General features: G+C 30.8%; 28 protein-coding genes. 9 read left to right on the top strand and 19 right to left on the bottom strand.

Going from position 1 to position 24,405, the window contains the following annotated elements:
- Position 1: 1 nt before the first annotated feature.
- The 6 genes from menA to P3875_RS07235 all read right to left on the bottom strand — a co-directional run bounded on the left by menA (position 2) and on the right by P3875_RS07235 (position 4,776).
- A complete protein-coding gene (menA, locus tag P3875_RS07260) occupies positions 2-907 on the bottom strand; it encodes a 1,4-dihydroxy-2-naphthoate octaprenyltransferase (protein ID WP_303443293.1) in 906 nt (301 codons plus the stop codon).
- Complete coding sequence (locus tag P3875_RS07255; RefSeq protein WP_303443292.1) at positions 891-1,685, bottom strand: alpha/beta fold hydrolase; 795 nt, start codon at positions 1,683-1,685, stop codon at positions 891-893. The genes menA and P3875_RS07255 overlap by 17 nt, the downstream gene beginning before the upstream one ends.
- Positions 1,676-3,190, bottom strand: coding sequence for a PH domain-containing protein (locus P3875_RS07250; RefSeq protein ID WP_303443291.1), 1,515 nt, complete (start codon positions 3,188-3,190; stop codon positions 1,676-1,678). Before P3875_RS07250 ends, P3875_RS07255 begins: the two co-directional genes overlap by 10 nt.
- Positions 3,177-3,692: a PH domain-containing protein gene (locus P3875_RS07245; RefSeq protein ID WP_303443290.1), complete on the bottom strand. Its 516-nt coding sequence runs from the start codon at positions 3,690-3,692 to the stop codon at positions 3,177-3,179. The genes P3875_RS07250 and P3875_RS07245 overlap by 14 nt, the downstream gene beginning before the upstream one ends.
- A gap of 124 nt (positions 3,693-3,816) precedes the next feature.
- A complete protein-coding gene (locus P3875_RS07240) occupies positions 3,817-4,275 on the bottom strand; it encodes an META domain-containing protein (RefSeq protein WP_303443289.1) in 459 nt (152 codons plus the stop codon).
- Between the two features lie 18 nt (positions 4,276-4,293).
- Positions 4,294-4,776, bottom strand: a complete 483-nt coding sequence (locus P3875_RS07235; RefSeq protein ID WP_303443288.1) for a hypothetical protein — start codon at positions 4,774-4,776, stop codon at positions 4,294-4,296.
- 69 nt (positions 4,777-4,845) lie between these two features.
- Here P3875_RS07235 and P3875_RS07230 point away from each other — a divergent pair, with 69 nt between their 5' ends.
- A complete protein-coding gene (locus P3875_RS07230) occupies positions 4,846-6,222 on the top strand; it encodes an MATE family efflux transporter (protein WP_303443287.1) in 1,377 nt (458 codons plus the stop codon).
- A gap of 3 nt (positions 6,223-6,225) precedes the next feature.
- Positions 6,226-6,459 (top strand): hypothetical protein, encoded by a 234-nt coding sequence (locus P3875_RS07225; RefSeq protein WP_303443286.1) that lies wholly within the window; start codon positions 6,226-6,228, stop codon positions 6,457-6,459.
- 33 nt (positions 6,460-6,492) lie between these two features.
- Here P3875_RS07225 and P3875_RS07220 read toward each other — a convergent pair whose 3' ends face one another.
- Positions 6,493-7,362, bottom strand: coding sequence for a nucleoside phosphorylase (locus P3875_RS07220; protein WP_303445428.1), 870 nt, complete (start codon positions 7,360-7,362; stop codon positions 6,493-6,495).
- 4 nt (positions 7,363-7,366) lie between these two features.
- Complete coding sequence (locus P3875_RS07215; RefSeq protein ID WP_303443285.1) at positions 7,367-7,717, bottom strand: translation initiation factor; 351 nt, start codon at positions 7,715-7,717, stop codon at positions 7,367-7,369.
- 80 nt (positions 7,718-7,797) lie between these two features.
- Between P3875_RS07215 and P3875_RS07210 the strand changes: the two genes are divergently transcribed.
- The 7 genes from P3875_RS07210 to P3875_RS07180 all read left to right on the top strand — a co-directional run bounded on the left by P3875_RS07210 (position 7,798) and on the right by P3875_RS07180 (position 13,498).
- Positions 7,798-8,001, top strand: coding sequence for a hypothetical protein (locus P3875_RS07210; RefSeq protein ID WP_303443284.1), 204 nt, complete (start codon positions 7,798-7,800; stop codon positions 7,999-8,001).
- 27 nt (positions 8,002-8,028) lie between these two features.
- A complete protein-coding gene (locus P3875_RS07205; protein WP_303443283.1) occupies positions 8,029-8,874 on the top strand; it encodes a substrate-binding domain-containing protein in 846 nt (281 codons plus the stop codon).
- Positions 8,875-8,883: 9 nt separating this feature from the next.
- On the top strand, positions 8,884-9,804 hold the full coding sequence (locus P3875_RS07200; protein WP_303443282.1) for a transglutaminase domain-containing protein: 921 nt from the start codon (positions 8,884-8,886) through the stop codon (positions 9,802-9,804).
- Between the two features lie 2 nt (positions 9,805-9,806).
- Complete coding sequence (locus P3875_RS07195) at positions 9,807-10,181, top strand: DUF423 domain-containing protein (protein ID WP_303443281.1); 375 nt, start codon at positions 9,807-9,809, stop codon at positions 10,179-10,181.
- Between the two features lie 63 nt (positions 10,182-10,244).
- Positions 10,245-11,393, top strand: coding sequence for a redoxin domain-containing protein (locus tag P3875_RS07190; RefSeq protein ID WP_303443280.1), 1,149 nt, complete (start codon positions 10,245-10,247; stop codon positions 11,391-11,393).
- A 59-nt stretch (positions 11,394-11,452) separates the two neighbouring features.
- The gene (locus tag P3875_RS07185; RefSeq protein ID WP_303443279.1) at positions 11,453-12,562 is read left to right on the top strand and encodes a TlpA disulfide reductase family protein; all 1,110 of its coding nucleotides are present in this window, start codon (positions 11,453-11,455) and stop codon (positions 12,560-12,562) included.
- Positions 12,563-12,766: 204 nt separating this feature from the next.
- Entirely contained in the window at positions 12,767-13,498 is a 732-nt protein-coding gene (locus P3875_RS07180) for a sulfite exporter TauE/SafE family protein (RefSeq protein ID WP_303443278.1), read from the top strand.
- 170 nt (positions 13,499-13,668) lie between these two features.
- On the opposite strand, the gene P3875_RS07175 is transcribed toward P3875_RS07180, so the two are convergent.
- The 11 genes from P3875_RS07175 to P3875_RS07125 form a co-directional block, all read right to left on the bottom strand.
- Positions 13,669-14,805 (bottom strand): aminotransferase class I/II-fold pyridoxal phosphate-dependent enzyme, encoded by a 1,137-nt coding sequence (locus tag P3875_RS07175; RefSeq protein WP_303443277.1) that lies wholly within the window; start codon positions 14,803-14,805, stop codon positions 13,669-13,671.
- Positions 14,806-14,944: 139 nt separating this feature from the next.
- Positions 14,945-15,592: a NeuD/PglB/VioB family sugar acetyltransferase gene (locus tag P3875_RS07170; protein ID WP_303443276.1), complete on the bottom strand. Its 648-nt coding sequence runs from the start codon at positions 15,590-15,592 to the stop codon at positions 14,945-14,947.
- A gap of 11 nt (positions 15,593-15,603) precedes the next feature.
- Positions 15,604-16,209, bottom strand: coding sequence for a sugar transferase (locus P3875_RS07165; RefSeq protein WP_303443275.1), 606 nt, complete (start codon positions 16,207-16,209; stop codon positions 15,604-15,606).
- Positions 16,209-17,405 (bottom strand): glycosyltransferase family 4 protein, encoded by a 1,197-nt coding sequence (locus tag P3875_RS07160; RefSeq protein ID WP_303443274.1) that lies wholly within the window; start codon positions 17,403-17,405, stop codon positions 16,209-16,211. Before P3875_RS07160 ends, P3875_RS07165 begins: the two co-directional genes overlap by 1 nt.
- A gap of 2 nt (positions 17,406-17,407) precedes the next feature.
- On the bottom strand, positions 17,408-18,580 hold the full coding sequence (gene wecB / locus P3875_RS07155) for a non-hydrolyzing UDP-N-acetylglucosamine 2-epimerase (RefSeq protein ID WP_303443273.1): 1,173 nt from the start codon (positions 18,578-18,580) through the stop codon (positions 17,408-17,410).
- A gap of 323 nt (positions 18,581-18,903) precedes the next feature.
- Positions 18,904-19,290: a GxxExxY protein gene (locus P3875_RS07150; RefSeq protein ID WP_317622824.1), complete on the bottom strand. Its 387-nt coding sequence runs from the start codon at positions 19,288-19,290 to the stop codon at positions 18,904-18,906.
- A 132-nt stretch (positions 19,291-19,422) separates the two neighbouring features.
- Positions 19,423-20,577: a polysaccharide biosynthesis C-terminal domain-containing protein gene (locus tag P3875_RS07145; protein ID WP_303443272.1), complete on the bottom strand. Its 1,155-nt coding sequence runs from the start codon at positions 20,575-20,577 to the stop codon at positions 19,423-19,425.
- Positions 20,578-20,667: 90 nt separating this feature from the next.
- On the bottom strand, positions 20,668-21,084 hold the full coding sequence (locus P3875_RS07140) for a WxcM-like domain-containing protein (RefSeq protein WP_303443271.1): 417 nt from the start codon (positions 21,082-21,084) through the stop codon (positions 20,668-20,670).
- Between the two features lie 239 nt (positions 21,085-21,323).
- Positions 21,324-22,358 carry a polysaccharide biosynthesis protein gene (locus P3875_RS07135; protein WP_303443270.1) on the bottom strand — a complete coding sequence of 345 codons (1,035 nt, stop codon included), beginning with the start codon at positions 22,356-22,358 and terminating at the stop codon, positions 21,324-21,326.
- Positions 22,359-22,363: 5 nt separating this feature from the next.
- Positions 22,364-23,368 carry a glycosyltransferase gene (locus P3875_RS07130; protein ID WP_303443269.1) on the bottom strand — a complete coding sequence of 335 codons (1,005 nt, stop codon included), beginning with the start codon at positions 23,366-23,368 and terminating at the stop codon, positions 22,364-22,366.
- Between the two features lie 3 nt (positions 23,369-23,371).
- Positions 23,372-24,403, bottom strand: coding sequence for a glycosyltransferase family 4 protein (locus P3875_RS07125; protein WP_303443268.1), 1,032 nt, complete (start codon positions 24,401-24,403; stop codon positions 23,372-23,374).
- Between the last annotated feature and the right edge of the window lie 2 nt (positions 24,404-24,405).

The following is a 24,405-nucleotide window of genomic DNA, read 5'->3' as shown; positions in this document are numbered from 1 at the left end:
ATTAATTTATTAAAATTGCAATAGAAAGCAATAAAGTTATTAAAAATGTTGTTAAGGCAATGCGTTTTAATTCAGGATCTAATAATTTAGGAGTAATTGTTTTTGATACTTTTTTAACATTTTTTATTAATGGAATACATGCTATAAGAAAAACAAACTGGTACCATTTTGTAAATGTTAAAAGTGCAAATAAAGTAAATGATATTAATGCAGTTAAAACTAAAAAGTAATGGTATTTTTTTGCGTTATTATATCCTATTTTAACAACAAGGGTATTTTTTTGCATGGCAGTATCGTTATCAATATCGCGCATATTATTCATATTTAAAACAGCAGTACTTAACAAACCAATACCAACAGCAGGCAAAATAATTAAATAATCTATGGCATGTACATATAAATAAAATACACCCAAAGTACTTACTAAACCAAAAAAAACAAAAACAAAAACATCGCCTAAGCCTCGATATCCGTAAGCCGAATTGCCAACTGTGTATTTAATTGCTGCAGAAATACTTGCTATTGCTAAAATAAAATAGATTGCTGCTTGTATAAACTGTGAACTACCAAAAGACAAATAAATAATGGCTACCGATGCTAATAAACCCAAAAGTGCTGTAATAAAAATAGCTTTTTTCATAGCTTTTTTAGAAATTTCACCGCTTTGAATGGCGCGTTTAGGACCTACTCTATTTTCGTTATCGGTTCCTTTAACAGCGTCTCCATAATCATTTGCATAATTAGAAAGTACCTGAAAAAAAAGCGTAGTTAATAAGCAAAGTATAAAAATTATCCAAAAATGCGATTTATCAGAAACAAACTGAAACGCATATGCAGCACCTAAAATAATACCCGAAACCGATAAAGGCAATGTACGCAAACGCGCAGCTTTAATCCATTTTTTCATTTAAATGATTGGTTATAAATTGTGTAATAGTAGAAAAAACAAAATCTTTTTGATCTTTATGTGCAGTATGTGCCACACCGTAAACAATACATTTTTGTACAAAACCAGCTGCTTTATCAAATGCATTTACCTGATTCATTGTACCAAATTCATCAAACTCCCCTTGAATTACTAAAACTGGTACAGTTATTTTGGGAATAAAATGTTCGATATTCCAACTTTGGTGCGCATCTGACAGCCAAGTTTTTGTCCAAGCATAATACAAATCATACACTTTATCTCCATGATATTTTTTCAATACTTTAGCAATCTGCGTGTTATGCAACAATTCTTCGGCCTGTACAATGCCTTTTAAAGTTTCCTTTTCAATTAACACATGAACTCCTTCAATTATGAGTATTTTAAGTTGATCAGGAAACATTCCTGCAAAAATAGTTGCAACCGAAGCTCCATCAGAAAAACCAAAAAGAATTGGATTTTTAACTTGCCAATATTCTAAAAAGTCCTTTAAAATTAAGGCTTCTTGTTCTAAATAATCAATAGGGCGTTTAACCGTATAATTGTCTGATTTTCCATAACCACGTCTATCATAAGCAATAACATTACAATTTAATGTCAAAGCCAATTCAAGCGGCCATTCGCGCCATAAAGCAGTACATCCCAATGAATCGTGTAATAAAACAATCGTGTTTTTGGCGTTTTTAACTAACCATTTTTTATAGTACAGTTGGGTTGTTTGAATAAAAACAGATTCTTCTATAATTGAATCTACATCCATGAATGTTTATTTTTTTCTATTTTATAAAGAATGTCGTTTGTAATTTGTTGCAACAAGTTAAAATCGTAATACATTAAAGTGATTACACCTGCAGCAGTTTGCAAATTTAATGAACCTGTTTGATTTTTTTCTTGAAAATAGCTTTGAGAAATACTAATATTTTGAATTTTATAAACTGGAAGATTCACTGTGGTAATGTCCCAAAATCCCTTTCTAAGAATAATAAAATCATCAGTATATATAAATTTTTCATTTTTATACGATGTGTAAATCATTATAGATATTAGTGTAAAAAGCACTAAAACAACCCAAGCCAAAGTAAAAATATTTAGTAAATACAAACTTATTAGTGCAACTAAACTAGGTATACACAACCACATTAATTTAAGTAGAATAACCCGCTTATGTGGTTTATAAAACGATTGATTTTCAATTAAACTTTTAGTAAAAATAATATTGAATATTTCTTTTAATTCCAAATAGTTAGCACCAGGTATAACAATTCCTTTTTTGTTTTTATTATCTTCTGATGAAGCCACTTGTTTGATTTTAATTTCGAACAAATTCATCAACTTTTGAAAGTAGTTTTGTTGATATAGAAACAATTGCACTTTATTAGCTTTTACAGCTACAATATGCGAATCTGTTAAACCATACGATACTGTAATGTGTTCTTTTTTTAATTGAATTTTATAATTGTAATAAGTAATTAAAGTGCGTAATAAATTAAAAACAATTACCAGTAAAATAACTGCTAAAAACATAATCACACCTACTAAACCCAAATAACTTTTGTACGACGATGAAAAAATATCGTTATAAACATTTGTTGATTTATCGGTGTAGAAAAAATCTTGAATTTGATCAATGATTTGAAAAGAAAACGCTATTAACAAACCAAAAGTTTGAAAATAATTACGTGTAAAACCAATTTTTATTAAACTTAATATGCTAATTGTTATATTTTTAACAGGTTCTTCATGAAGTGTTTCTGTAGCAAGTTCATTTTCTACGATCTGATTATCATCTTGAAAATCGACAGATTTAAATGTTAGTTTATCTTTTAATGCCAAAGCTCTTTTAAAATCAATCCCGTTAATTTCAATTTCAGTTTTAGCACTACCAGCTGTATCAATATTCACAACATACAAACCAATAAGTTTATGTACAAACTTTTGATTTAAATTAACTTCATGAATTTTATCTAAGCTTACAACAGTTGTTGATTTGTTTAACCAACCCTTTTTTATAATTAACTCATCGTGAATAACTTGATACGTAAAATAAAAATAATCAATAAGTTTAGTTATAAAAGTAGCACCCGTAATTAGTAAAATAACACCTATTAAATAAAAATTTCTATCGCTGCCTTTAACTAAAATTATAGCTAAAATGGGCCATGCTGCTCTAGCAACTTTTAAAATAGAAGTTGCAATAACTAAAAAAAGTGCTTTGCGATCTAACCTATTAGGTTCGTTAAAATGATAGTTACTATTCTGATTCATTATTTAAATCTTCCATTCTGTTCATTAAAAAGTTCTTCCAACGTTCGGCATCTTCTAAAGTTAATCCAGGTATTGCAATATCCGAAAAGCTACCTGCAGCTGTGTATAAAACCAGCGTAGCTAAACCTAATTTTTTTTCGTACCATCCTTGTTTAATTACCACATGTTGCAAACGAATATAAGGCGATATATGTGTTGATTTAAATAGTAATCCTTTTTTAAAAATTACATCGTGTGCACGAAAAGCGTACTTTTTTTTATTGAACGATAAAAAGGGATACATAATTATAAAAAAGCTAATTAATACAAACAGTGCCATAAAATACCACTTTTCAATATTAGAAAAAGTAAAAAAAATAGCACAACAAATACCTATAGCAATCACTATTTTACAAATAGCATTAAAAACAATTATTTTTTTATAATTAGGATGCAGTTTTTGGGTTTCAACTTCTTGATACTGCGGTATATTTTGTAATGAAATGGTTTCGTTCTGAAACATAGGCGTTATTTATTAAAAAGTTATTTTTGTTTGAAACAAAAGCTAATAATACAAAAAAAATTAAAAAAAAGAAAAGAGTTTAGTAAAAACCAAACTCTTTCACAAAAAAATATAAACTAATTAATTATAAATTTTTCTTTAAATAAGTAGCAATCAATTGTTTATCAGCATCAAAAAACTGTAATTGATTTTTATTAATTTTTAGCGATTTTATTTTTCCAAAAGGCACACTATAAATTAAATGTTTCATTTCATCGCCACAAAAGCGCATGGTTGAAATTCCGTTTACAAAACTAATTTTGTTATCTTCAACATTAAAATCGCCGCCTAACGTATTACATCCGTCGTTAGAACCGTAACGCCCATCAGAAAAATTTAATACTAGTTCCTTTTGATTTTCTGTTGGAATAAAATCACGGTTTTGAATATCTAATTTAGATAAAACCCAGGTTGTGTTATTTAATTTTTCCATGATTTGCGTTGATGTAGCTTTTTCGGAATTCAAACAATTTTGTGAACATCCGCACGACATAAAAATTAAATTAAATAGAAAGAATAGACTAATTGATACAATTTTTTTCATTTTTTTATTTCAAATATACTACTTTTTCTTATTTAATTTAAAACCATATGCTAATCTTAATGCAATTTGATCGGTTACATAATCATTATAATTTTCATATCTTATGCTGGCATCAATGTACTTAGTAGCATATCCAAAAGTTGGCGCTAATAGTAATGAATTATTTAAATCGCCAACAACTCCTATGGCTGCACCTGCTTCACCCATTAAATAAAATTTATTGCCTAAAAAATATTTTAAACCAAATTTCACAGGTACCATTCCTTCATCTTCCATTTCATTAAAAAAATGATTGTATCCTGTGGTTAAGGTAATCGATTTTTTTTGAGAAAAATCATATTGTAAACGCACATCAACTCCTAAGCTGTAATCATAATAATCATTAGTTAATAAACCTGCATTTAAACCTAAACCAAGTCTGTAACCTTTATTGTACTCCGTTTGACTAAAAGCAAACAAACATGTAAAACATGTTGTAACTACTAAAAAAATCTTTTTCATATAAGCTATTTTTATAAAATAGATTCAACTGTTGTGCCAATGAGTAAGTATATTTGCAAAAAAAATAAAATGACTCTTAAAAAGTATACGCAAGAATTTGGTTATAATTTTAAGTTAGCCTATCCAATTATATTAGCTATGTTAGGCCACACTATTGTGGGTATAATTGATAATATTATGGTTGGAAAAATTGGCGCTACCGAATTAGCTGCTGCGTCACTAGCCAATAGTTTTGTTTTCATAGCATTGTCTGTGGGAATAGGATTTTCAACTGCTATAACTCCGTTAGTTGCTGCCGCTGACACTGAAAATGATACACTTAAAGGACGAAGCGTTTTTGCAAATGGTGTTTTTTTATGTACCGTTTTGGGAATTATTTTATTTGCTGTTTTGTTTTTTTTCAAACCGTTTATTGATATAATGAATCAACCAAAAGAAGTATCAGAAATGGCAAAACCTTTTTTAGATATTGTTGGTTTATCATTAATTCCGCTTGTAATTTACCAAGGATTTAAGCAATTTGCCGACGGGAAATCGCAAACAAAATATTCTATGCATGCTACCTTAATTGCAAATATTGTAAATGTACTTTTTAATTATTTGCTTATTTATGGTGTGTGGATTTTCCCCAAAATGGGTATGATGGGGGCTGCTTACGGCACATTAATTTCGCGTTTGGTAATGCTTATCTATTTTGTTTGGGTTATTTTTCGTTTACCAATTTTTAAACCGTATTTAGAAAACATTTCTTTAAAGGACATCAATTTTAAAATGAGTAAATACATCACTTCAATTGGTGTACCCTCATCAATGCAATCGTTGTTTGAAGTTGCTTTATTTACAGGTGCTGTGTGGCTTTCAGGTATGTTAGGAACTACGTCGCAAGCAGCAAATCAAATTGCTCTTTCAATGGCTTCCATGACCTTTATGTTTGCTTCAGGGTTAAGCGTAGCGGCTATGATACGTGTTGGCAACCAAAAAGGACTAAAAGATTACAATAAAATGGAAACCGTAGCAAAATCTATCATGCTTATGACCTTTATTTTGTATACAGGGTTTGCTTTATTTTTTGTATTATTTCACAACTATATTCCTTTATTGTTTTTAGATAACAGCAATCCAGATCAACAATTAATAAACCAAGAAGTGATACAAATTGCTGGTAAACTATTACTAATAGCTGCTATTTTTCAAATATCAGACGGTATACAAGTAACAGCTTTAGGTGCCTTACGTGGTTTACAAGACGTTAATTTACCTATGATTATTACATTTATATCGTATTGGGTAATTGGTTTTCCGCTTTGTATTTACTTAGGTTTATATACCAATTTACAAGCCGAAGGTATTTGGTACGGATTATTGGCTGGGTTAACAGTTGCCGCAATTTTTTCGTATCTTCGCTTTCACTATTTATCAAAAAGATATTCAAACATTAATATTTAAACAATGGATTTACCTAAATTTGTTTTAGCAGACAATACCGACTTCCCAAATAATTTATTCGTAATTCACTTAGAATACCCTCGTTTTATAATTGATTTAGAAACGGAAGATATTGAATTTTTAGAAGAGTTAGACGAATCGGAAGAATTAGAAATTAAAGAAGAAATGGATCGTTTAATTGATTTAGCCGGTGCTTTTTACGAAAGAGAAATTACAAGATTTGCAGAAGATGAATAACAAAAAACACTTGCCATGGCAAGTGTTTTTTGCTTAACTAGTTATTCTTTGTAATGCATAATCAATTAAATAATCAACCGTTTTATAAGGATCTTTACTAAAACTACCCAATTTACGGTTTGCAACAATAGCGTTTAACGAAACTGCTTTGTGACCTAATAATTTTGATAAACCGTAAATGGCAGCGGTTTCCATTTCTAAATTAGTTGCTTTAAATCCGTTGTATTCAAACAAATCAATTGTATCCATAAAATGTTCATCGCTTAGTTGCAAACGCAAAACCCTGCTTTGTGCACCATAAAAACCAGGCGCTGTTATGGTTATACCTTCAAACATTTCTTTGCTTTTAAACTTATTAACCATTTCTAGATTTGCTTCAATAGCATAAGGCAAGCCTTTGGTTAATTGCCAATTGGTATGTTTTACAAAACGTTCTTCCATTTCATGCGCAACAACATTTTGTAAACTGTAACTTCTAAGCATATTATCGGTACCAATTGCAAAAGTCGACATAAGAATGGAGTCAACCGGAATGCTATCATGTAACGCACCCGAAGTTCCAATACGAACAATATTTAAACTAGTTACATTAGGCTTTACCGTTTTGGTTTCAAAATCAATATTCACCAAAGCATCTAATTCATTTAAAACAATATCAATATTATCAGGGCCAATACCTGTTGATATCACCGTTAAGCGTTTGCCTTTATAGGTACCTGTTTGGGTTTTAAATTCACGCTTTTGTTTTGTAAATTCAATGGTATCAAAATGTTTCGTAATGGCTTCAACCCTATCCTGATCGCCTACAAAAATAATATCGTTGGCAATATCGGTAGGTAAAATATTTAAGTGGTACACACTGCCATCATCGTTTAATATAAGTTCCGATTCTTTTATACCCATCATATCAACCTCCTACTCTTTTTACTTTATAGCCTTTGTTTTTAAGGTAATCCATAATTTTATCTCTAAAATTACCTTGAATAATAATTTCGCCATCTTTGGCACTACCACCAACCCCACAAAGCGTTTTTAAATCTTTACTTAAATTTTTTAAATCATCGGCAGTACCAACAAATCCTTTAATAACAGTTGCTACTTTACCTCCGCGGTTTTTTTTATCTAAATGTGCCTCTAGTAATTGTTCATTAGGTGGCAAGGTTTCCTCTGTTTCGTTATGTTGGTTTAGATCGAAATCTTTATTGGTAGAAAAAACAAATCCACCTAAATCATCTAAACTTGTTAATTTTTTTGCCATTTTTTAATAATTAATTTTGATAATCAAATATACATAAACTATATATAAAGCTTATTTTTGTATCATTAAATTTTACTATTTTGAATTTACAAACGCTGCACCAACAAACACAAGAAGTTATATCTGCAATTGCCAACAAACAACCTATGTTAGCAAAAGAAAAATTGTTAATAGCTACAGATCTGCTCAATAAATTAATAGACCACGCAACAAACAACGAACAATTAATTGAATTAACAAAATACGAAACGTTGTTAACATTGTTACAAAATAAATTAAAATAGTACTTTTACGTAAATTAAATTGCAAAAATGAAAACTGTAAAAATAGTTGGTGTTCCTGAACATTTTAATTTTCCTTGGCATTTAACCATAGACGAAGGCTTGTTTAACGAAGTTGGAATTGATTTACAATGGAACGATATACCCGAAGGCACTGGTAAAATGTGTGAAATGCTGCGTAATAACCAAACCGATTTAGCCGTTATTTTAACCGAAGGTATTTTAAAAGATATTGCAAATGGTAATGAAGCTGTTATTTTACAAACTTTTGTACAATCGCCTTTGCAATGGGGCATCCATGTAAATGCACAAAGTAATTTTGAAACGGTTGCCGATTTATATGGTAAAAAAGCTGCAATATCGCGCTATGGCTCTGGTTCCGAACTTATGACGTATGTAAATGCGGCCAATCAAAATTGGGATTTTAACTCCATTCAATTTCAAATTGTAAACACTTTAAACGGAGCTGTTGATGCTTTAACTAATCGTGAAGCCGATTATTTTATGTGGGAACAATTTATGACACAACCCATTGTAGATAAAGGTATTTTTAAGCGAATTGGCGTTTGCCCAACACCTTGGCCTTGTTTTATGATTGTTGCTAGAAAAGAATTTTACAATCAAAACAAAGCTTTAGTTGCACATTTATTAGAAACTATAAACCAAACAACTGCCGAATTTAAAATGATACCAAGTATTGATAAAACCTTGGCTATTAAGTACAACCAACAGTTAAACGATATACAGCAATGGTTGCAAATTACAAAATGGGCACAAAAAAAACCAACAAAAAATCAGTTTACCGAAATTATAAATCAATTACTTAAGTATAATATCATAAACCAAACACTTAATTACGAAGAAGTAGTTGTTTAAAAAACATTAATGAAAGCACCAAACATAAAATTATTACGCGTATTAAACCAGCTTAGTTTACCTAAGCCGTGGGCTACTATTATAATTTTATTGTTAACGGTTTTAATTTTAATTCCGGTATTTATTATAATGCATCAAAATTTAATTGACCCTGAATGGCCTTTACATTTAGATCGCGTTTTAATTTTTGTATTAATTACTGCTTTCATTACTTATGCTTTACATTACGTTAAACGTTTTTTGTTTTTTGCAATTGTAGTTTACCTTTTTGTTTTATTGTTTGGAACATTATTTACGGGCTATGGCTTTAAATCGGTATTTGAAGATTACAGATCCATGATTTACGCTATGAGTGATAATCCTAATCCACAAGATATTATTGTATCTAAACTTTTACCTTTTCCAAATAAATCAAAAATTTTAAATGCAATAGAATACGATAATCCACGCGTGCGCAATTTTGCTGTAGGTGCCACTGCCAAACATTTTAGGAATGTAAAAGAATACCGACAAATAGTGCAATGTTTTGCCATTTTTAAAGAAATTCAAAATAAATGGAACTATGTAAACGATCCAAAAAACCGAGAATATATTGCAACGGCATCAGAATCGTTACAACATTTTTCAGGCGATTGTGACGATCACTCTATATTAATGGCAGCTTCCATTAGGGCAATTGGTGGTACCCCACGGCTTATTCACACAAAAGAACACATGTACCCCGAAATGTTAATTGGAAAAAAACACGACTTAGAAAACATCATCTACCTAATTAAAGAAGTTTTGTTTGTAAAAGAAGCAAAAGGCAAAACCATACATTACCACATTGATGAACGCGGACAAGTATGGCTTAATTTAGATTATACTGCTAAATATCCAGGAGGCCCTTTCATGTCTGAAGAAATTTTGGGCGAATTAACTTTAAACTAACTATGAACATATTTATAACAACAGCAACTATATTTGGTGCAACAGCCATTGTTTTTGGAGCTTTTGGTGCACATGCACTAAAAAAAATTTTTAATCAAGAACAACTTAAAAACTTTGAAACTGGTGTAAAATACCAAATGTATCATGCCTTACTACTTTTAATTATTGGTTTCAACACAAACTATATAACTAAATACCAAACACTTATATATTACACAATAACATTAGGCGTATTATTATTTAGTTTTAGTATTTATTTGTTGTGCATTAGCAGCGCTTTAAACAAAAAAATTAAAATACTAGGCCCTATTACACCCATTGGGGGTTTATTGTTAATTGTTGGATGGTTTTTACTATTTTTAAACGCTATTAATTAATTTTTATTTTTATTAACATTAAATTTTATACATTTACACCAAAATTAAATTAACTATTTTTAAATGAAAAAATTATTTGCACTTGCTTTTACTGCAGCAGCTTTAGTATCATGTAACAAAGATGGATACACTATTAAAGGTGAAGTAAAAGGATTAGTAGACGGAACAAAAGTTTATATTAATAAACAAAACGAAAACGGCTTTACTAAAATAGATTCAACAGAAATTAAAGGCGGTACTTTTGAATATAAAAGTGAAAAAACACCAGAAACCGATTTATACTTTATTGAATTAGGAAAAACACAAGAGTTTATGTTTCCTTTCATTGTAGAAAATGGTTCAATTACATTTACTTTTGACAAAGCTAAACCACAAGAAGTAAAAGTTACGGGTACTAAAAATAACGATTTAATGACTTCTTACAACGAAGAAGCATATAAAATTCAAAAAGAAATCATGGATTTTCAGCAACAAAATCAAGCTAAATTCATGGACGCACAACAAAAAGGCGATCAAGCAACTATGCAATCATTAATGGATCAAATTTCAAAAATCCAAAATAAATACGTTGATCAAAACAAAAAATTCATTACAACAAACAAAGATTCGTATATTTCATTATTGTTGTTAACGCAATTAGCAATGTCTGATGCTTTAAAACAAGAAGAAATTAAAAAATATTTTAACGATTTAAGTTCTGATGTAAAAAACACCAAAAAAGGAAAAGAATTTGCAGACAATTTAAAAAAAATGGAAGCAAATCTTAAAGAAAGTCAAGCAAACTTACAAAAAGTAGCTGTTGGGCAAAAAGCTCCTGATTTTTCTGCAAGCACTCCAAATGGCAAAACAGAATCGTTATTAGCTAACTTAGGAAAAGCTACTATTATTGATTTTTGGGCATCATGGTGTGGTCCTTGTCGTAAAGAAAACCCTAATGTAGTTGCACTTTACAACAAATACAAAAACAAAGGCTTAAAAATTATTGGCGTTTCTTTAGATAAAGAAAAAGATGCTTGGATGAAAGCTATTGCCGATGATAAATTAACTTGGTTACAAATTTCAAATTTAAAATTCTGGGAAGATCCAATTGCTAAACAATATGCAGTAGAAGCAATTCCTGCAACATTTATTTTAGATGCTAACGGAACAATTGTTGCAAAAGATTTAAAAGGAGCTGAGCTAGATGCTAAAATTGCAGAACTTTTAAAATAATTTTTTTGAAAATATAAAATAAAGTCGGTACATTGTTACCGACTTTATTATTTATACCTATGCCTAATTATTTTAAATATTTATTTGTACTATCACCCATTTATATAAATGCCCAACATGTAATTCAAGTTGATTTACAAGAAAACAAAAATTTAAACACATTTTACCTAAAACAACTTAAAAACTACGAATGGGTTACTACCGATAGCGTACAAATAAATCAAAACAAAATAAATTTTACGTTACCCGAAACAAATGAACTTATTTATATTTCGTGTAAAGAAACTCCTAATTTCAATTTAAAACTTTACAATACTAAAGGTAAAACAACAATTAATTACTTATTAAGCAGTAATACCTATACTATTAAAGGAGCGTCAATTAATGAAGGTTTAGCTGCTTTTGAAAATCATATGCAACCTTTAAATGATAAATTAGCACAATTAATTGAAAACAAACCACAAATTAAAAATCCTTCTCATTTAACTTTTGAAGAACGCTACGCATATACAAACCATCACAATTTAGTTGCTGCTGTTAAAGATGAAAAGGATATAGAAACGTTTAATTTTATAGTAAACAATAAAAATAACGACTATACAAATGTTTTAATTAAACAAAAATTAAAACATGTTTTTGAAGAAAAACTATATACACATTGGGGTAAATTGTATGCTGTTTTAAATGATGAACAAAAAAACAGTGAAGAAGGTAAAAAACTAGCACATTTTTTAAAAGCATATGAAGAAATAAAAATTGGTGCTAAAATTATAGATTTTGAACTTCCAGACACTAAAAATAAAACTAAAACACTATACAAAAATCTTGGTAAATATACAATTGTTGATTTTTGGGCATCGTGGTGTGCACCCTGTAATGAAGAATACCCTGTTTTAGTAAATCTGCATAAAAAATATAAAAGTAAAGGCTTAAAAATTGTCGGCGTTTCGTTAGACAATGATAAAGAGCAATGGATTAAAACCATTAAAAAAGAACAGCTAAAGTGGCTTCACCTTTCAAATTTAATTGGATGGGACGAACCTTTATTAAAAACATTTAAACTAACCAGCATTCCTTATACTATTATACTTAATGATAAAGGAGAAATTATTGCAAAGGGATTAAAAGGTGCCGATTTAGAAGCTACAATAGATGAACTATTTAAATAATTTAAAGTGAATTAATAAACTACGTTTGCTTTCTATTTTTAGTTTGATTAAATAAGGTTTTGTTTTCTTATTTTTAGTAAATTAGGATACTATAAATAGTATAGATTTTGATAAAATTGAACTTAAAGTTCCTGTTTTAAAAACCAAATACTATACATATTTCGTGTTAAACTTAAGAATAGTACTAAAAACCTAAACAATCAAATGAAAAATATAAGTTATTTTTTTCTGTTTTTATCGTTACTTGCTGAAGTATTTGGAACGATAGGTGGTTTTGGTTCATCTGTATTTTTTGTGCCTATTGCCAATTTTTATTTCGATTTTGAATCGGTTTTGGGACTAACCGCTATCTATCATCTTTCCAGTAATTTAAGCAAAATTGTATTGTTCAAAAAAGGACTCGACAAAAAGCTTCTCATTAATATTGGAATTCCATCGGTGCTCTTTGTAATTATAGGTGGACTACTCACAAAGGTATTTGACAATTCGTTCCTTAAAGTTTTTCTAGGTATATTTTTAGTTGCTTTAGCACTTTTGTTTTTAATAAAAAAAGAATTGATTATACCCCCGTTAAAACGAAACGCACTCATAGGCGGTAGTTTGTCAGGGTTTTCTGCAGGACTTTTAGGAACAGGAGGTGCTATAAGAGGGTTAACAATGGCTGCATTTAATTTAGAAAAATCGGTTTTTATTGCTACCTCTGCTTTTATTGATTTCTTAATAGATTTTTCACGAACATTTGTTTATTACTACAACGGTTATATTCATAAACACGACTTAATTTATGTACCTTTTTTAATAGTAATTGGAATAGTAGGTACCGCAATTGGTAAAAAAATTCTGAATTATATTCCACAAGAACAATTTAAAAAAATATCACTTAGCCTTATATTAATAATTGGAGTAATTACTTTTATTGATGTGGTTTTGCGTTGAATTGGTTAAATGGGGAACAAGTGAACAAGTGAACAAGTGAAATGGGGAAAGCTGAAAATATTCCCCACTACCTCCCTTTAGAGGGGAAATTATGAATTGGAGAACTGTATCGCTTAAAGGAGTTAAATTAGGGTAAAAAAAGACCGAAAGGTTATTTCGGTCGGTGTGGGTTATTTTGAAAAGAATTCTTGTATTTTTAAAGCAATGCGTTCTCGTTCTTCATCTGTTAAATTTGACCCCGATGGTAAACAAAGTCCATTGTTAAATAATTTTTCAGAAATATCGGTTCCGTAATAAGGTGCATTTGCAAAAACTGGTTGCTGATGCATTGGCTTCCATAACGGACGTGATTCAATATTATCTTCCAACAAAGCTAAACGCAAATCCTCTCGCGTTTTTCCTGTGATTTCCTGATTTACAACAATTGCAGAAAGCCAATGATTGGAATAGAAATCTGAAGAAGGTTCCGTAAGCACTTGTACTCCATCCATATCTTTAAAAAGTGCTGTATAGAAATCGTGCATTTTTCTACGTGCAGCTACTCTACTCGATAATACCTCCATTTGTCCGCGACCAATTCCCGCTACAATATTACTCATACGGTAATTGTACCCAATTTCACTGTGTTGGTAATGAGGTGCATTATCGCGCGCTTGGGTTGAAAGAAAAACGGTTTTGTCTTTATCTTCTTGTGTATGACAAACCAAAGCTCCACCACCCGAAGTAGTAATGATTTTATTACCGTTAAACGACAAAATTCCGAAACGACCAAAAGTACCACAAGCTTTGCCTTTATAAGTAGAACCTAAAGCCTCTGCTGCATCTTCTATCACCGGAATATCAAACTGATTTGCAATTGCTAAAATTTCATCCATTTTAGCCGGCATGCCGTATAAATGTACTACAATGATCGCCTTAGGTTTTTTGCTTTTTGCAATGCGCTCTTCAATGGCTTCCTTCAATGCAATTGGACACATGTTCCACGTATCTATTTCTGAATCGATAAAAACAGGTGTTGCCCCACAATACGCAATAGGGTTAGCCGAAGCCGAAAACGTCATACTTTGACAAATGACTTCATCTCCGTGTACAACGCCACATTGTACCAAAGCCAAGTGCAAAGCAGCCGTACCTGCCGAAAGTGCTGCTACGTTCACATCGGCATTTAAAAAATGTTCTAAATCTTTTTCAAAACCATCTACATTTGGCCCCAAAGGTGCTACCCAATTGGCTTCAAACGCTTCGTTTACATATTTTTGTTCGTTTCCGCCCATGTGTGGGGAAGAAAGCCATATTTTTGTGCTCATGTTGTTTATCTTTTGTGCAAATTTAGTTATTTATAAAAGCGAGACATCTTTAGTTTTAATTATTTTTCCTGAGTTGCCAATAACCGTTGCACCATTTGGAACATCTTTAATAATTACTGCACCAGTACCAATAGTACACCTATTCATGAAATTTTATAGGCTTGGCCGGAATACCTACTGCAGTACAGTTCGCAGGTAATGATTTTGATACAACTGCCCCAGCACCAATAATTGTATTCTCGCCTATATTTAACAAATTAATTATCTTTGCACCTGTTCCTACATAGACACTATCTTTAATATGAACTTCACCGGAAATATTAACAGACGGCATAAAAGCACAATAACTATCAATAATCGTATCATGTCCTACCGTACACATTAAATTAAAAATAACAAACTCTCCAATTTTAATATTGCAAGTAAGTATTGTTCCTTCACAAACAATTGAACCTCTACCAATTTCAACATCTTCATTAGAAATTGATGAATTTGGATGAATAATTGCAGGAAAAACGATATTAGGATTATCAATTTTATTTAAAATAATCTTTTTAATTTTTGGATCTCCAATTGAAACGCTTAGACATAATGCAGTCCGTAATTCGTTTAATTCTTTGATTCCCCCTAAGACTGGATAACCATTTACAATAGTTCCTTTGTCAATGCCATCATCGTAAAAACCAATAAAGTTATAGGTATTGGGCATTTTACGATTAATTGTATCAATAATGGTTTTAACTTCACGTCCAAAACCACCAGCTCCAAAAATTGCTATATCTTTCATAATATTATATTCTAATTATTTCCATTAAAAGCCTCAGCTGTTGCTTGCCCCTCTTGACTGATTCCATCGCTTTTAAAAACTTTTTTAAAGGTCATCAAGAACACTTTTACATCCATTATAAAACTTAAATTATCTACGTATTCCACATCTAATTCAAATTTTCTTTTCCATGTTATGGCATTTCTACCATTCACTTGTGCCCAACCTGTTATACCGGGACGCACGTTATGTCTGCGTTTCTGTGTTTCATTGTAGAGAGGTAAATATTGTGGCAACAAAGGGCGTGGTCCTATTAAGCTCATATCGCCTTTTAATACATTAATCAACTGCGGAATTTCATCTAACGAGGTTTTACGTACAAATGCGCCTATCGGTGTTAAACGGTCGGCATCGGATAACAGATTGCCTTGTGCATCTTTTTTATCGTTCATAGTTTTGAACTTAACAATTTTAAAAATGCGCTCGTCTTTACCTGGTCGTGCTTGAAAAAAGAATGGTTTACCTTGATTGGCAATATACAAACCTATCATCACTACTATAAATATCGGACTGAGTAATAACAACCCAAAAAAGGCTGCAAAAAAATCAAAAAGGCGTTTAAAATAGTTTTTGTACATTATTTTATTTTTTCTATAATCAATTTATATGATTTGTCAACTGTATATTCATCTAATAATAATTTCTCTGCATTCTCACCTAATTTATTTAAATCTTGGTTTAATAAGAAATTTAATTTTCTTTGCATTTCTTCTTGATTTCCAGCTATTACCTTATATCCGCAATGAGCTTTTTCAATAATATCTCCAATATCAGTATTAGAATCTGTAGCTGCAATTACCGGCATTCTCATCTCTAAATATGAAAGTAATCTGGAAGGAAAATTAGGTATTTTAAAATTTTTATCTAAAAAAATCAATCCAACATCACAAGTTACAAGTAAATTATCATAATCTTCTTTCGGTAAACGTTGTATTAATTTTGCATTTGTAGGATTTATTTTCTCAAACCATTTTTTAATTCTTATAAATTCAGTACCATCACCAACAATTAAAAAATAAGCATGTTTATTAATTGTACTTTTTATAGTATCTAATAAAAATTCTAAACCTTGTGGTTTTCCTAAATTACCTCCATATACTAATACTTTTTTATCAATAGGTACTCCATACTTTTTACGCATAGCATTTTTTTGTTCATTGGAACTAATAAAAACTTTGGGCTCAATAGTGTTCGGATTCACCTCAACTTTGCTTTCTTCAATCTCGGGATTATGTTCTAAAACAAAATTTGCATTTGCAGGAGACATGCATCCTATAGTATCAGAAATTTGATAAAGTTTTTTTTCCTTTTTTACAAACTGTTTATGCAAAAAACTATTTTTTTTAAGCATAAACATATCAACAGCGTTCTGTGGAAAAATATCTTTTAAAAGCAAATACGATTTTGCATGGTCTCTTTTCTTTACAAATTCAATAACTTTAGCAAAAGTAATAGGTGGTGTAGAATATAGAACCAAATCAAATTTTTTGTTAGAAAAGTGTTTTTTAATCGCAGAAAGATATTGATATTCGATAGCCAAAGTTCCGATACCTTTTTCAATGATATTGGTTTTTTGAATATTAAAAGTTTTAACTTGAAGAATTGAAACACCTTCTTTTTGACAAAAATTTGTTGAAATCCCTTTTCTTCTTTCAACGGGAGTAACGATGTTTACATCATGACCTTCGTTACGAAATTTACGTAACAAATCATGATAGATACCTCTATCTTCTATAGAATTAATTTCAACTAAAGTTAAAAACAGTATGTTCATCTTTAAATTTCTTCCGACCAAACGGTTCTTTTAATATAATCTGTATAAGAAATAATGATACGCACCACTTTTTCAGACACATTCGGCATCGAATAATCCGAAACGGGTCTAAAATTAGGGATTGGAGATTTGGAATTAGAAATTAGTAAACTTCTATCTCCAACAATTTGTTTTTCCAATTGTACCAAACCCTGTAAAATTCTTTCGGGAGACAAACCAACCATCATTACGCTTGCTTCTTCCATAGCTTCTGGGCGTTCGTGTGCCTGACGGATATTTAAAGCTCTGAAATTCAATATAGAAGATTCTTCTGAAATGGTACCCGAATCTGATAATACGGCAAAGGCTCTTTTTTGCAATGCATTATAATCATGGAAACCCAATGGTTTTAAAAACTGAATTTCAGGTCGCATCTCTATCTGCATTTTATCAATCATATTCTGAGTACGCGGATGTGTTGACACGATAATCGGATATTGGTATTTTTCTGCAATTGCATTTAAAGAAGCCATTAATCCTCTAAAATTCTTTTCAGAATTGATGTTTTCTTCTCTGTGTGAAGATACTACAAAGAATTTACCTTCCTCTAATTTAAGTTTTACTAAAACATTCGACGCATCAATCTGCGGAAGATAATGATGTAAAACTTCAAACATAGGCGAACCTGTCTTGATAATTCTATCGGCAGGAAGACCTTCTCTTAAAAGATATTCTCTGGCAATATCAGAGTATGTTAAATTAATATCTGCGGTGTGATCCACAATCTTACGGTTGGTTTCTTCAGGTACTCTTTGGTCGAAACAACGGTTTCCTGCTTCCATGTGAAAGATTGGGATGTGACGTTTTTTTGCAGGAATCGCACATAAACAAGAGTTCGTATCACCCAACACCAAAAATGCATCGGGTTTTAATTCTTCTAATAATGGATCTATTTTAATTAAAATATTCCCTACGGTTTCTGTCGCTGTTTTTCCGGCTGCTTCCAAGAAATAATCCGGTTTACGAAGCCCTAAATCTTCAAAAAAGATTTGGTTTAATTCGTAATCATAATTTTGTCCAGTATGAACAATGATATGCTCTACTGCATTCGAAGCATCTAAAGCCATTAATACTCGTGATAATCTGATGATTTCAGGACGGGTTCCTACCACCGTCATTACTTTTAATTTTTTCATTTTTTTTTATTTCTCGCGGATGAACTCGAATGTTTTTTATTTCCTCGCGGATAAACGCGGATATTTTTGCGTAAATCTCCGGAAAAAAGTATCGTTTATTAAAATTTAGCCTGTGGATATCTGCGTGAAATATTTTTTTCTTTCTCGCGGATGAACGCGGATATTTTTATTTTTTATCGCTGATCAACTCTAACATCTTCATTTCTTGATCTTTTTTTTCTCGCGGATAAACGCGGATATTCATTTTTTTCCGCTAATTCCCGCTGATAAAATTTTATGTATCTAATACATTACAAATACCGACTTTATCTTTACGATTTTGATTATAGATTATTTACAATTCGTTTGATAGAACTATCAATTTTTGATGTGTTAAAATTAACCAATATTCCTAACCTTTTATCTGCCAATTTCAAATATGTTGTCAATTGTTTAAAATGGACGTCAGTAAGCGATTCTACCGATTTAATTTCTATGATTACTTTTTTGTTTACCAAAATATCTAACCTATAACATAAATCTAGCTGTATTGATTCGTACTGAAAGGGTAATCCTACTTGAGTTTCAACTTCTAGTCCTGATTTTCTTAGTTCATAAGCTAAAGCCATTTCATAAGCAGATTCTAATAAACCAGGTCCTGTAGCATTATAAACCTTGAAAATACATCCCCGAATTATATATGATAAATCGTTTTCATGCATAATAAACATTTTTTAAATTTATGAATCTGCAATTATAACAATTTTTGACCTATATTCCATCTGCGTAAATCCGCGTTGATTAGAGCCTTAAAAAAAACAAATAAAATCAGCGTGAAAAATCATAGTTAACAATATTTCTATTTACACTTCCAAGAAATACGTATCTGCGGTTTCAGGATTAAAAGCTTCGTTGATCCAAAAAATGGTATATAATTCTTCTTCTCCAATATTTTTGATGTTGTGGGTGTACCAAATCGGCATATCTACATAAGCCGGTTCATTACCATCTAAATAAAAATCCAATACTTCATCGGTATCGATTTTTCTCAATTGAATCAAAGCTTTTCCTTTGATTACCGCAAAACGTTCAATTTTTCTGGTATGAAAATGATTTCCGCGGGTAATCCCCGGAACAGTGGTTGAAAAAGAACATTGCCCGCCAATCCCCAAACGAATTACTTCAACAAAAGCGCCACGTGGATCTGTATGTTGGGTAAATTTTACTGGAAAATGTGTTTTATAATCGATATAAGATCTGTAGGTATTAAATAGGTTGTGCTCAAAGGTATTATTGATTGTTGGGATTTCACCTCCATCAAAATATTTCGTTTTATAATCACAAAGTAATGACAAAACTTCCGACACTGTTTTAGTAGCGGTATAAGGGATTTCGTAAAAATAATTGCTTTTTTTAGATTGTATTTGATCGATGATTTCTTTCACCAATTCACCTACATAAATTAAATTCACTTCCCCATCATTATCAATATACGGTGTTTCACCGTGGGTTAGTTTGTGGCAAAAAGTAGCGATAAAAGAATTATAGTTTGGTTGTCCGAATGGACCAAACACATTTGGAATAATTAATCCTGTAAATTTACCACCCGATTGTTCTGCCCAATCGATTAGTAATTTCCTACCCTCTTTTTTTGATCTTCCATACAAATTATCTCTTTCTTCCTGAGAAGAAGAAGAAAACAATACATGTGCTTTAGAACCCGTGTTATTTAAAGATTGAATCAATTTATTTACCAATTCAATATTGGTATGGTAGATAACCTCAGGATCGGGATGGCGGTTCATAGCAGCTAAATGTACAATAACATCACATTGAGCTACAAATTCATCCATCAATTGTTCATTCTGAAAGTATGCGATATTGAATTCAATACGTTCAAATTCTTCCGGTTTTAAACCTAATGTATTGTATAAATGTTTTCCTACAAAACCATCTTGACCGGTGATACCAATCTTTTTAAGAGATTGGGGATTGGAAATTGGGGATTGGGTACTCATATTATATATTTCTTAACAATCGTTAATTATTCGTAACTAATAATAGATTTTTATATTTTTCTGTAATGAATTATTAAAACTTATTGCAAATCACTGATTATATGTATCAAAATAATTCACCTCAAATCTGTATTCATCATTAATCTCACCAATTGCATAATCGGATAAAACCAAAAGCTTGCTGTTATTTTCCTTTGCCTGAATGGCAGTTATACAGCCTGCTGGCACATGCAGATACGTTAGAACATCCTCTGCTAAAAAGTATTTTGTTATGATTCCATCTTTTGAAGGTTTTTCAAAATCATCTATTTGAATAACCGAAATTTCAAAACTTCCCTTCATACAGGCAAACCATCTTTGTTCTATTTTGTGGCCTTGCCAACCTCGAATAAATTCTGTAGAATGATTCTCGATAGTATAAATCCGCTTAATTTTTGAAGCGTCAAAATCATTATTATAGGTAATGATTCCTCTTTCATCTTGATGTTTTTTACCTTCTAATAGCATATCCACACTTTTAGTTTCCTTTCTGATAAGTTTTTAATTTCTCGCGGATGAACGCGAATATTTTTATTTTTCTTTGTTTATCGCTGATGAACGCGAATATTTTCTGCGTAAATCTGCGGTTAAAAAATATCGCTTATTAAAATTTAGTCTGCGGACATCTGCGTTAAATAAATTTTACTTTTATCGCGGATGAATGCGAATGTTTTTGCGTAGATTGGCGTTAAAAGAATTTCGCCTTATTAATAAGGATACTGCATCACATCTTCTCCAAACACTTCTTTACGGATTAAAGGCAAAGTTGAAATCAGCTTTTTAAGCCCTTCAACTCCTTGTTGTTCTGTATTATGAGAATGATAATCTTCAATCTTTGAAACATCTTCTTCCCCTTCAGAAAAGTACTTTGCATAGTTTAAATCTCGGTTATCGGCAGGAACACGGTAGAAATTTCCCATATCTTCGGCTTTTATCATCTCTTCACGGGTACAAAGAGTTTCATACAATTTCTCGCCGTGACGTGTTCCGATTACCTTTACAGGAACTTCTTTACCTGTTAATTCAATTAAAGCTTTTGCCAAATCACCGATGCTTCCTGCAGGTGCTTTGTTTACAAATAAATCTCCGGGGTTCGCATGTTCAAAAGCAAATAAGACTAAGTCTACTGCATCTTCTAATGACATGAAGAAACGAGACATATTCGGATCTGTTATCGTAATTGGTTCACCTTTTTGAATTTGATTTAAAAACAACGGAATTACCGAACCTCTTGAAGCCATTACGTTTCCATAACGAGTAAGGCAAACTACGGTATCGGTAAGATTTCTTGCTTCTGCAACGGCTACTTTTTCCATCATTGCTTTAGATATACCCATCGCATTGATAGGATACGCCGCTTTATCGGTTGACAAACAAATTACTTTTTGCACTTTATTACTAGCTGCTGCGCGAATAACATTTTGTGTTCCTTCAACATTCGTTTTTACAGCTTGCATTGGGAAAAATTCACAAGATGGTACTTGCTTTAACGCAGCCGCATGAAAAATATAATCCACTCCTCTTGTTGCTGGTTCAACACTAGAAAAATCTCTTACATCACCAATGTAATATTTAATTTTGTCGTTTTTGTAAAGGTTTCGCATATCATCCTGCTTTTTCTCGTCACGAGAAAAAATTCTAATTTCTTTAAAATGGTCTGTATGCAAGAAACGGTTAAGGACAGCCGTTCCAAATGAACCTGTACCGCCAGTTATTAATAGGGTTTTATTTTGGATTTTCATAGTAATTATTTTAACAACTTTATTAAATTATCTATTTCATTAAAAACCAATTGTTTTGATACCTTGAGATCAGTATGGCAAGCAATTTTAAAACTTTCACTTATACTTTCAAAACTATTAGGTTCAAAAATTAATGAAGGCTCGCAAACTGCAAATGTATAGGGTAAATTTGCCCCTATAATCTTACAATTATTTTCCAATGCTTCAATTATTCCAAGACCAAAGCTTTCCGATAGTGACGGATAAATTACAAATGTACATGATTTATATAAGTTTATCAATTTTGATTGCTCAACAAAGCCATGATTTATAATAGGATATCCACTTTTAATTAATTCATTAATGATTTGGTTTAATTCTGTAAAACTTTCATCAATGGTTAGATGCAAAGTTCCTAAATTATTTTCATCATAGAAATGTTTAAATCCTTCTAAAAGAACTTTGTGATTTTTATGATCACTTCCAGAGCTAACATATAAAAAAGAATTAGAATCTCTAATAACAATATCAGAACTAATTAATTCTGGATAAAAGGGTATAATTAAAATGGAACTTTTAAAATTCATTTTTTTAGATAAACTCTCTTCCATTGCTTTTGTTTGAACCAACCAAAAATCAGTATTCTTTTTAAAATAAGTAAAAACCGTTGATTTCAACATAAAAGCTAACTTTTGTTTAAACGTTATTCGTTTTGGGATTTCCAAAAAAAGCTTTTGATGAAAATAAGTGTAAACTACAGCATTTGTTCTAATTGACGGAGGAAGGTTACCGAAACAAAAAATTTTTAAAAATTTATTTTTATTTTTTTTGTAAAATTTATGTCTATCTAGTAAACTAGCATTTAAATAAAAAATGTTCTCTCTATCATTTATTTTTGGATGATTATTTTTAACCCGATTATCAAGCAAATAAAAAACCGAAAGTTTTTCACTTTCAAATTTAGTTATAAGATAATCTAGAAGTATTTTTCCTCCGCTATTATTAATATATATTGCATCTAATAGAATCATATATTATCTTACAAGTTGTTTTAAACTGCTAATTGAAATTTCTGGTGTTATGTGCAATCCTAAATCGCGACTTTTAAGAGAAAAATCAAGAAGCTTTTTATTATCCATACTGATAATACGTTCTAATGCTACCTTCATCTGATTAACATTATTAGGATTAACTTTAAATCCATTGTGATTATCGATTACAAAATGAGGTGCAGCGCCACAAACATTAGTACATATAATTGGCAAAGCAGAAACTGCCGCTTCATGAAGTACAAGCGCCCATGGCTCAACAATTGACGGCAATACAAAACAACCTGAGTTTTCAATTTCTAATAGTAACTCTTTTTGATTCATATAGTCTTTAACAATGATGGAGTCTTCACCTAAAAATTTCTCTTTTAAAATCCCATCACCTATTAATGTTAACGTCCAATTTTTTTTATTTGATATTTCGTTCCAAGCTGCAACTAAGACATCCAATCCTTTTTCTGGAGAAAATCTTCCAATATATAGAAAGTTTTTTGGATACTTTTTTTCTTTATTTTCAAGACATATTTTTCGAAACAAATCAACGTCGGCAGTTAAAGAATTTAAAATTATATTTTCTTTTTTAAAACCTAATTTTCTTGCGTATTCAAATTGATATAAACCTGCAACCCAGATATGTGAGAATGCTTTTCTAACGTGGAAAGGACTGATTAATGCATTAATTTTCTGTCTAATTGTACCATACCATTGCGTATCAGAGTAGCTAACGACAGGCACATCTAGAGAACTTCTTAGTTTTTTGGCAACCCAAATATATTCTTTAATCATCCAACCTGCTACAACTACAACATCTGGTTTAAATTGCATAACAGTGTTAAGAATAATTTCTTTAGAACTATCGGTATATAAAGAAGTTTTAAAATTTTTGATTTCTGGAACAGATTTATTAAACCTTGCTACATGGTAAGCTAATATTTCACAATTGTGCTCTTCAGCTAACTTTCTAATTGTTAACTCTTGATGCGGTACGTAATCTATAATTAAAAAAACGGCTTTCATAG

The organism is Myroides sp. JBRI-B21084, assembly GCF_030545015.1.
Taxonomy (GTDB): domain Bacteria; phylum Bacteroidota; class Bacteroidia; order Flavobacteriales; family Flavobacteriaceae; genus Flavobacterium.
Note: the sequence above shows the minus strand (reverse complement) of the source record. Positions and strands in the feature narration are given on the sequence as shown.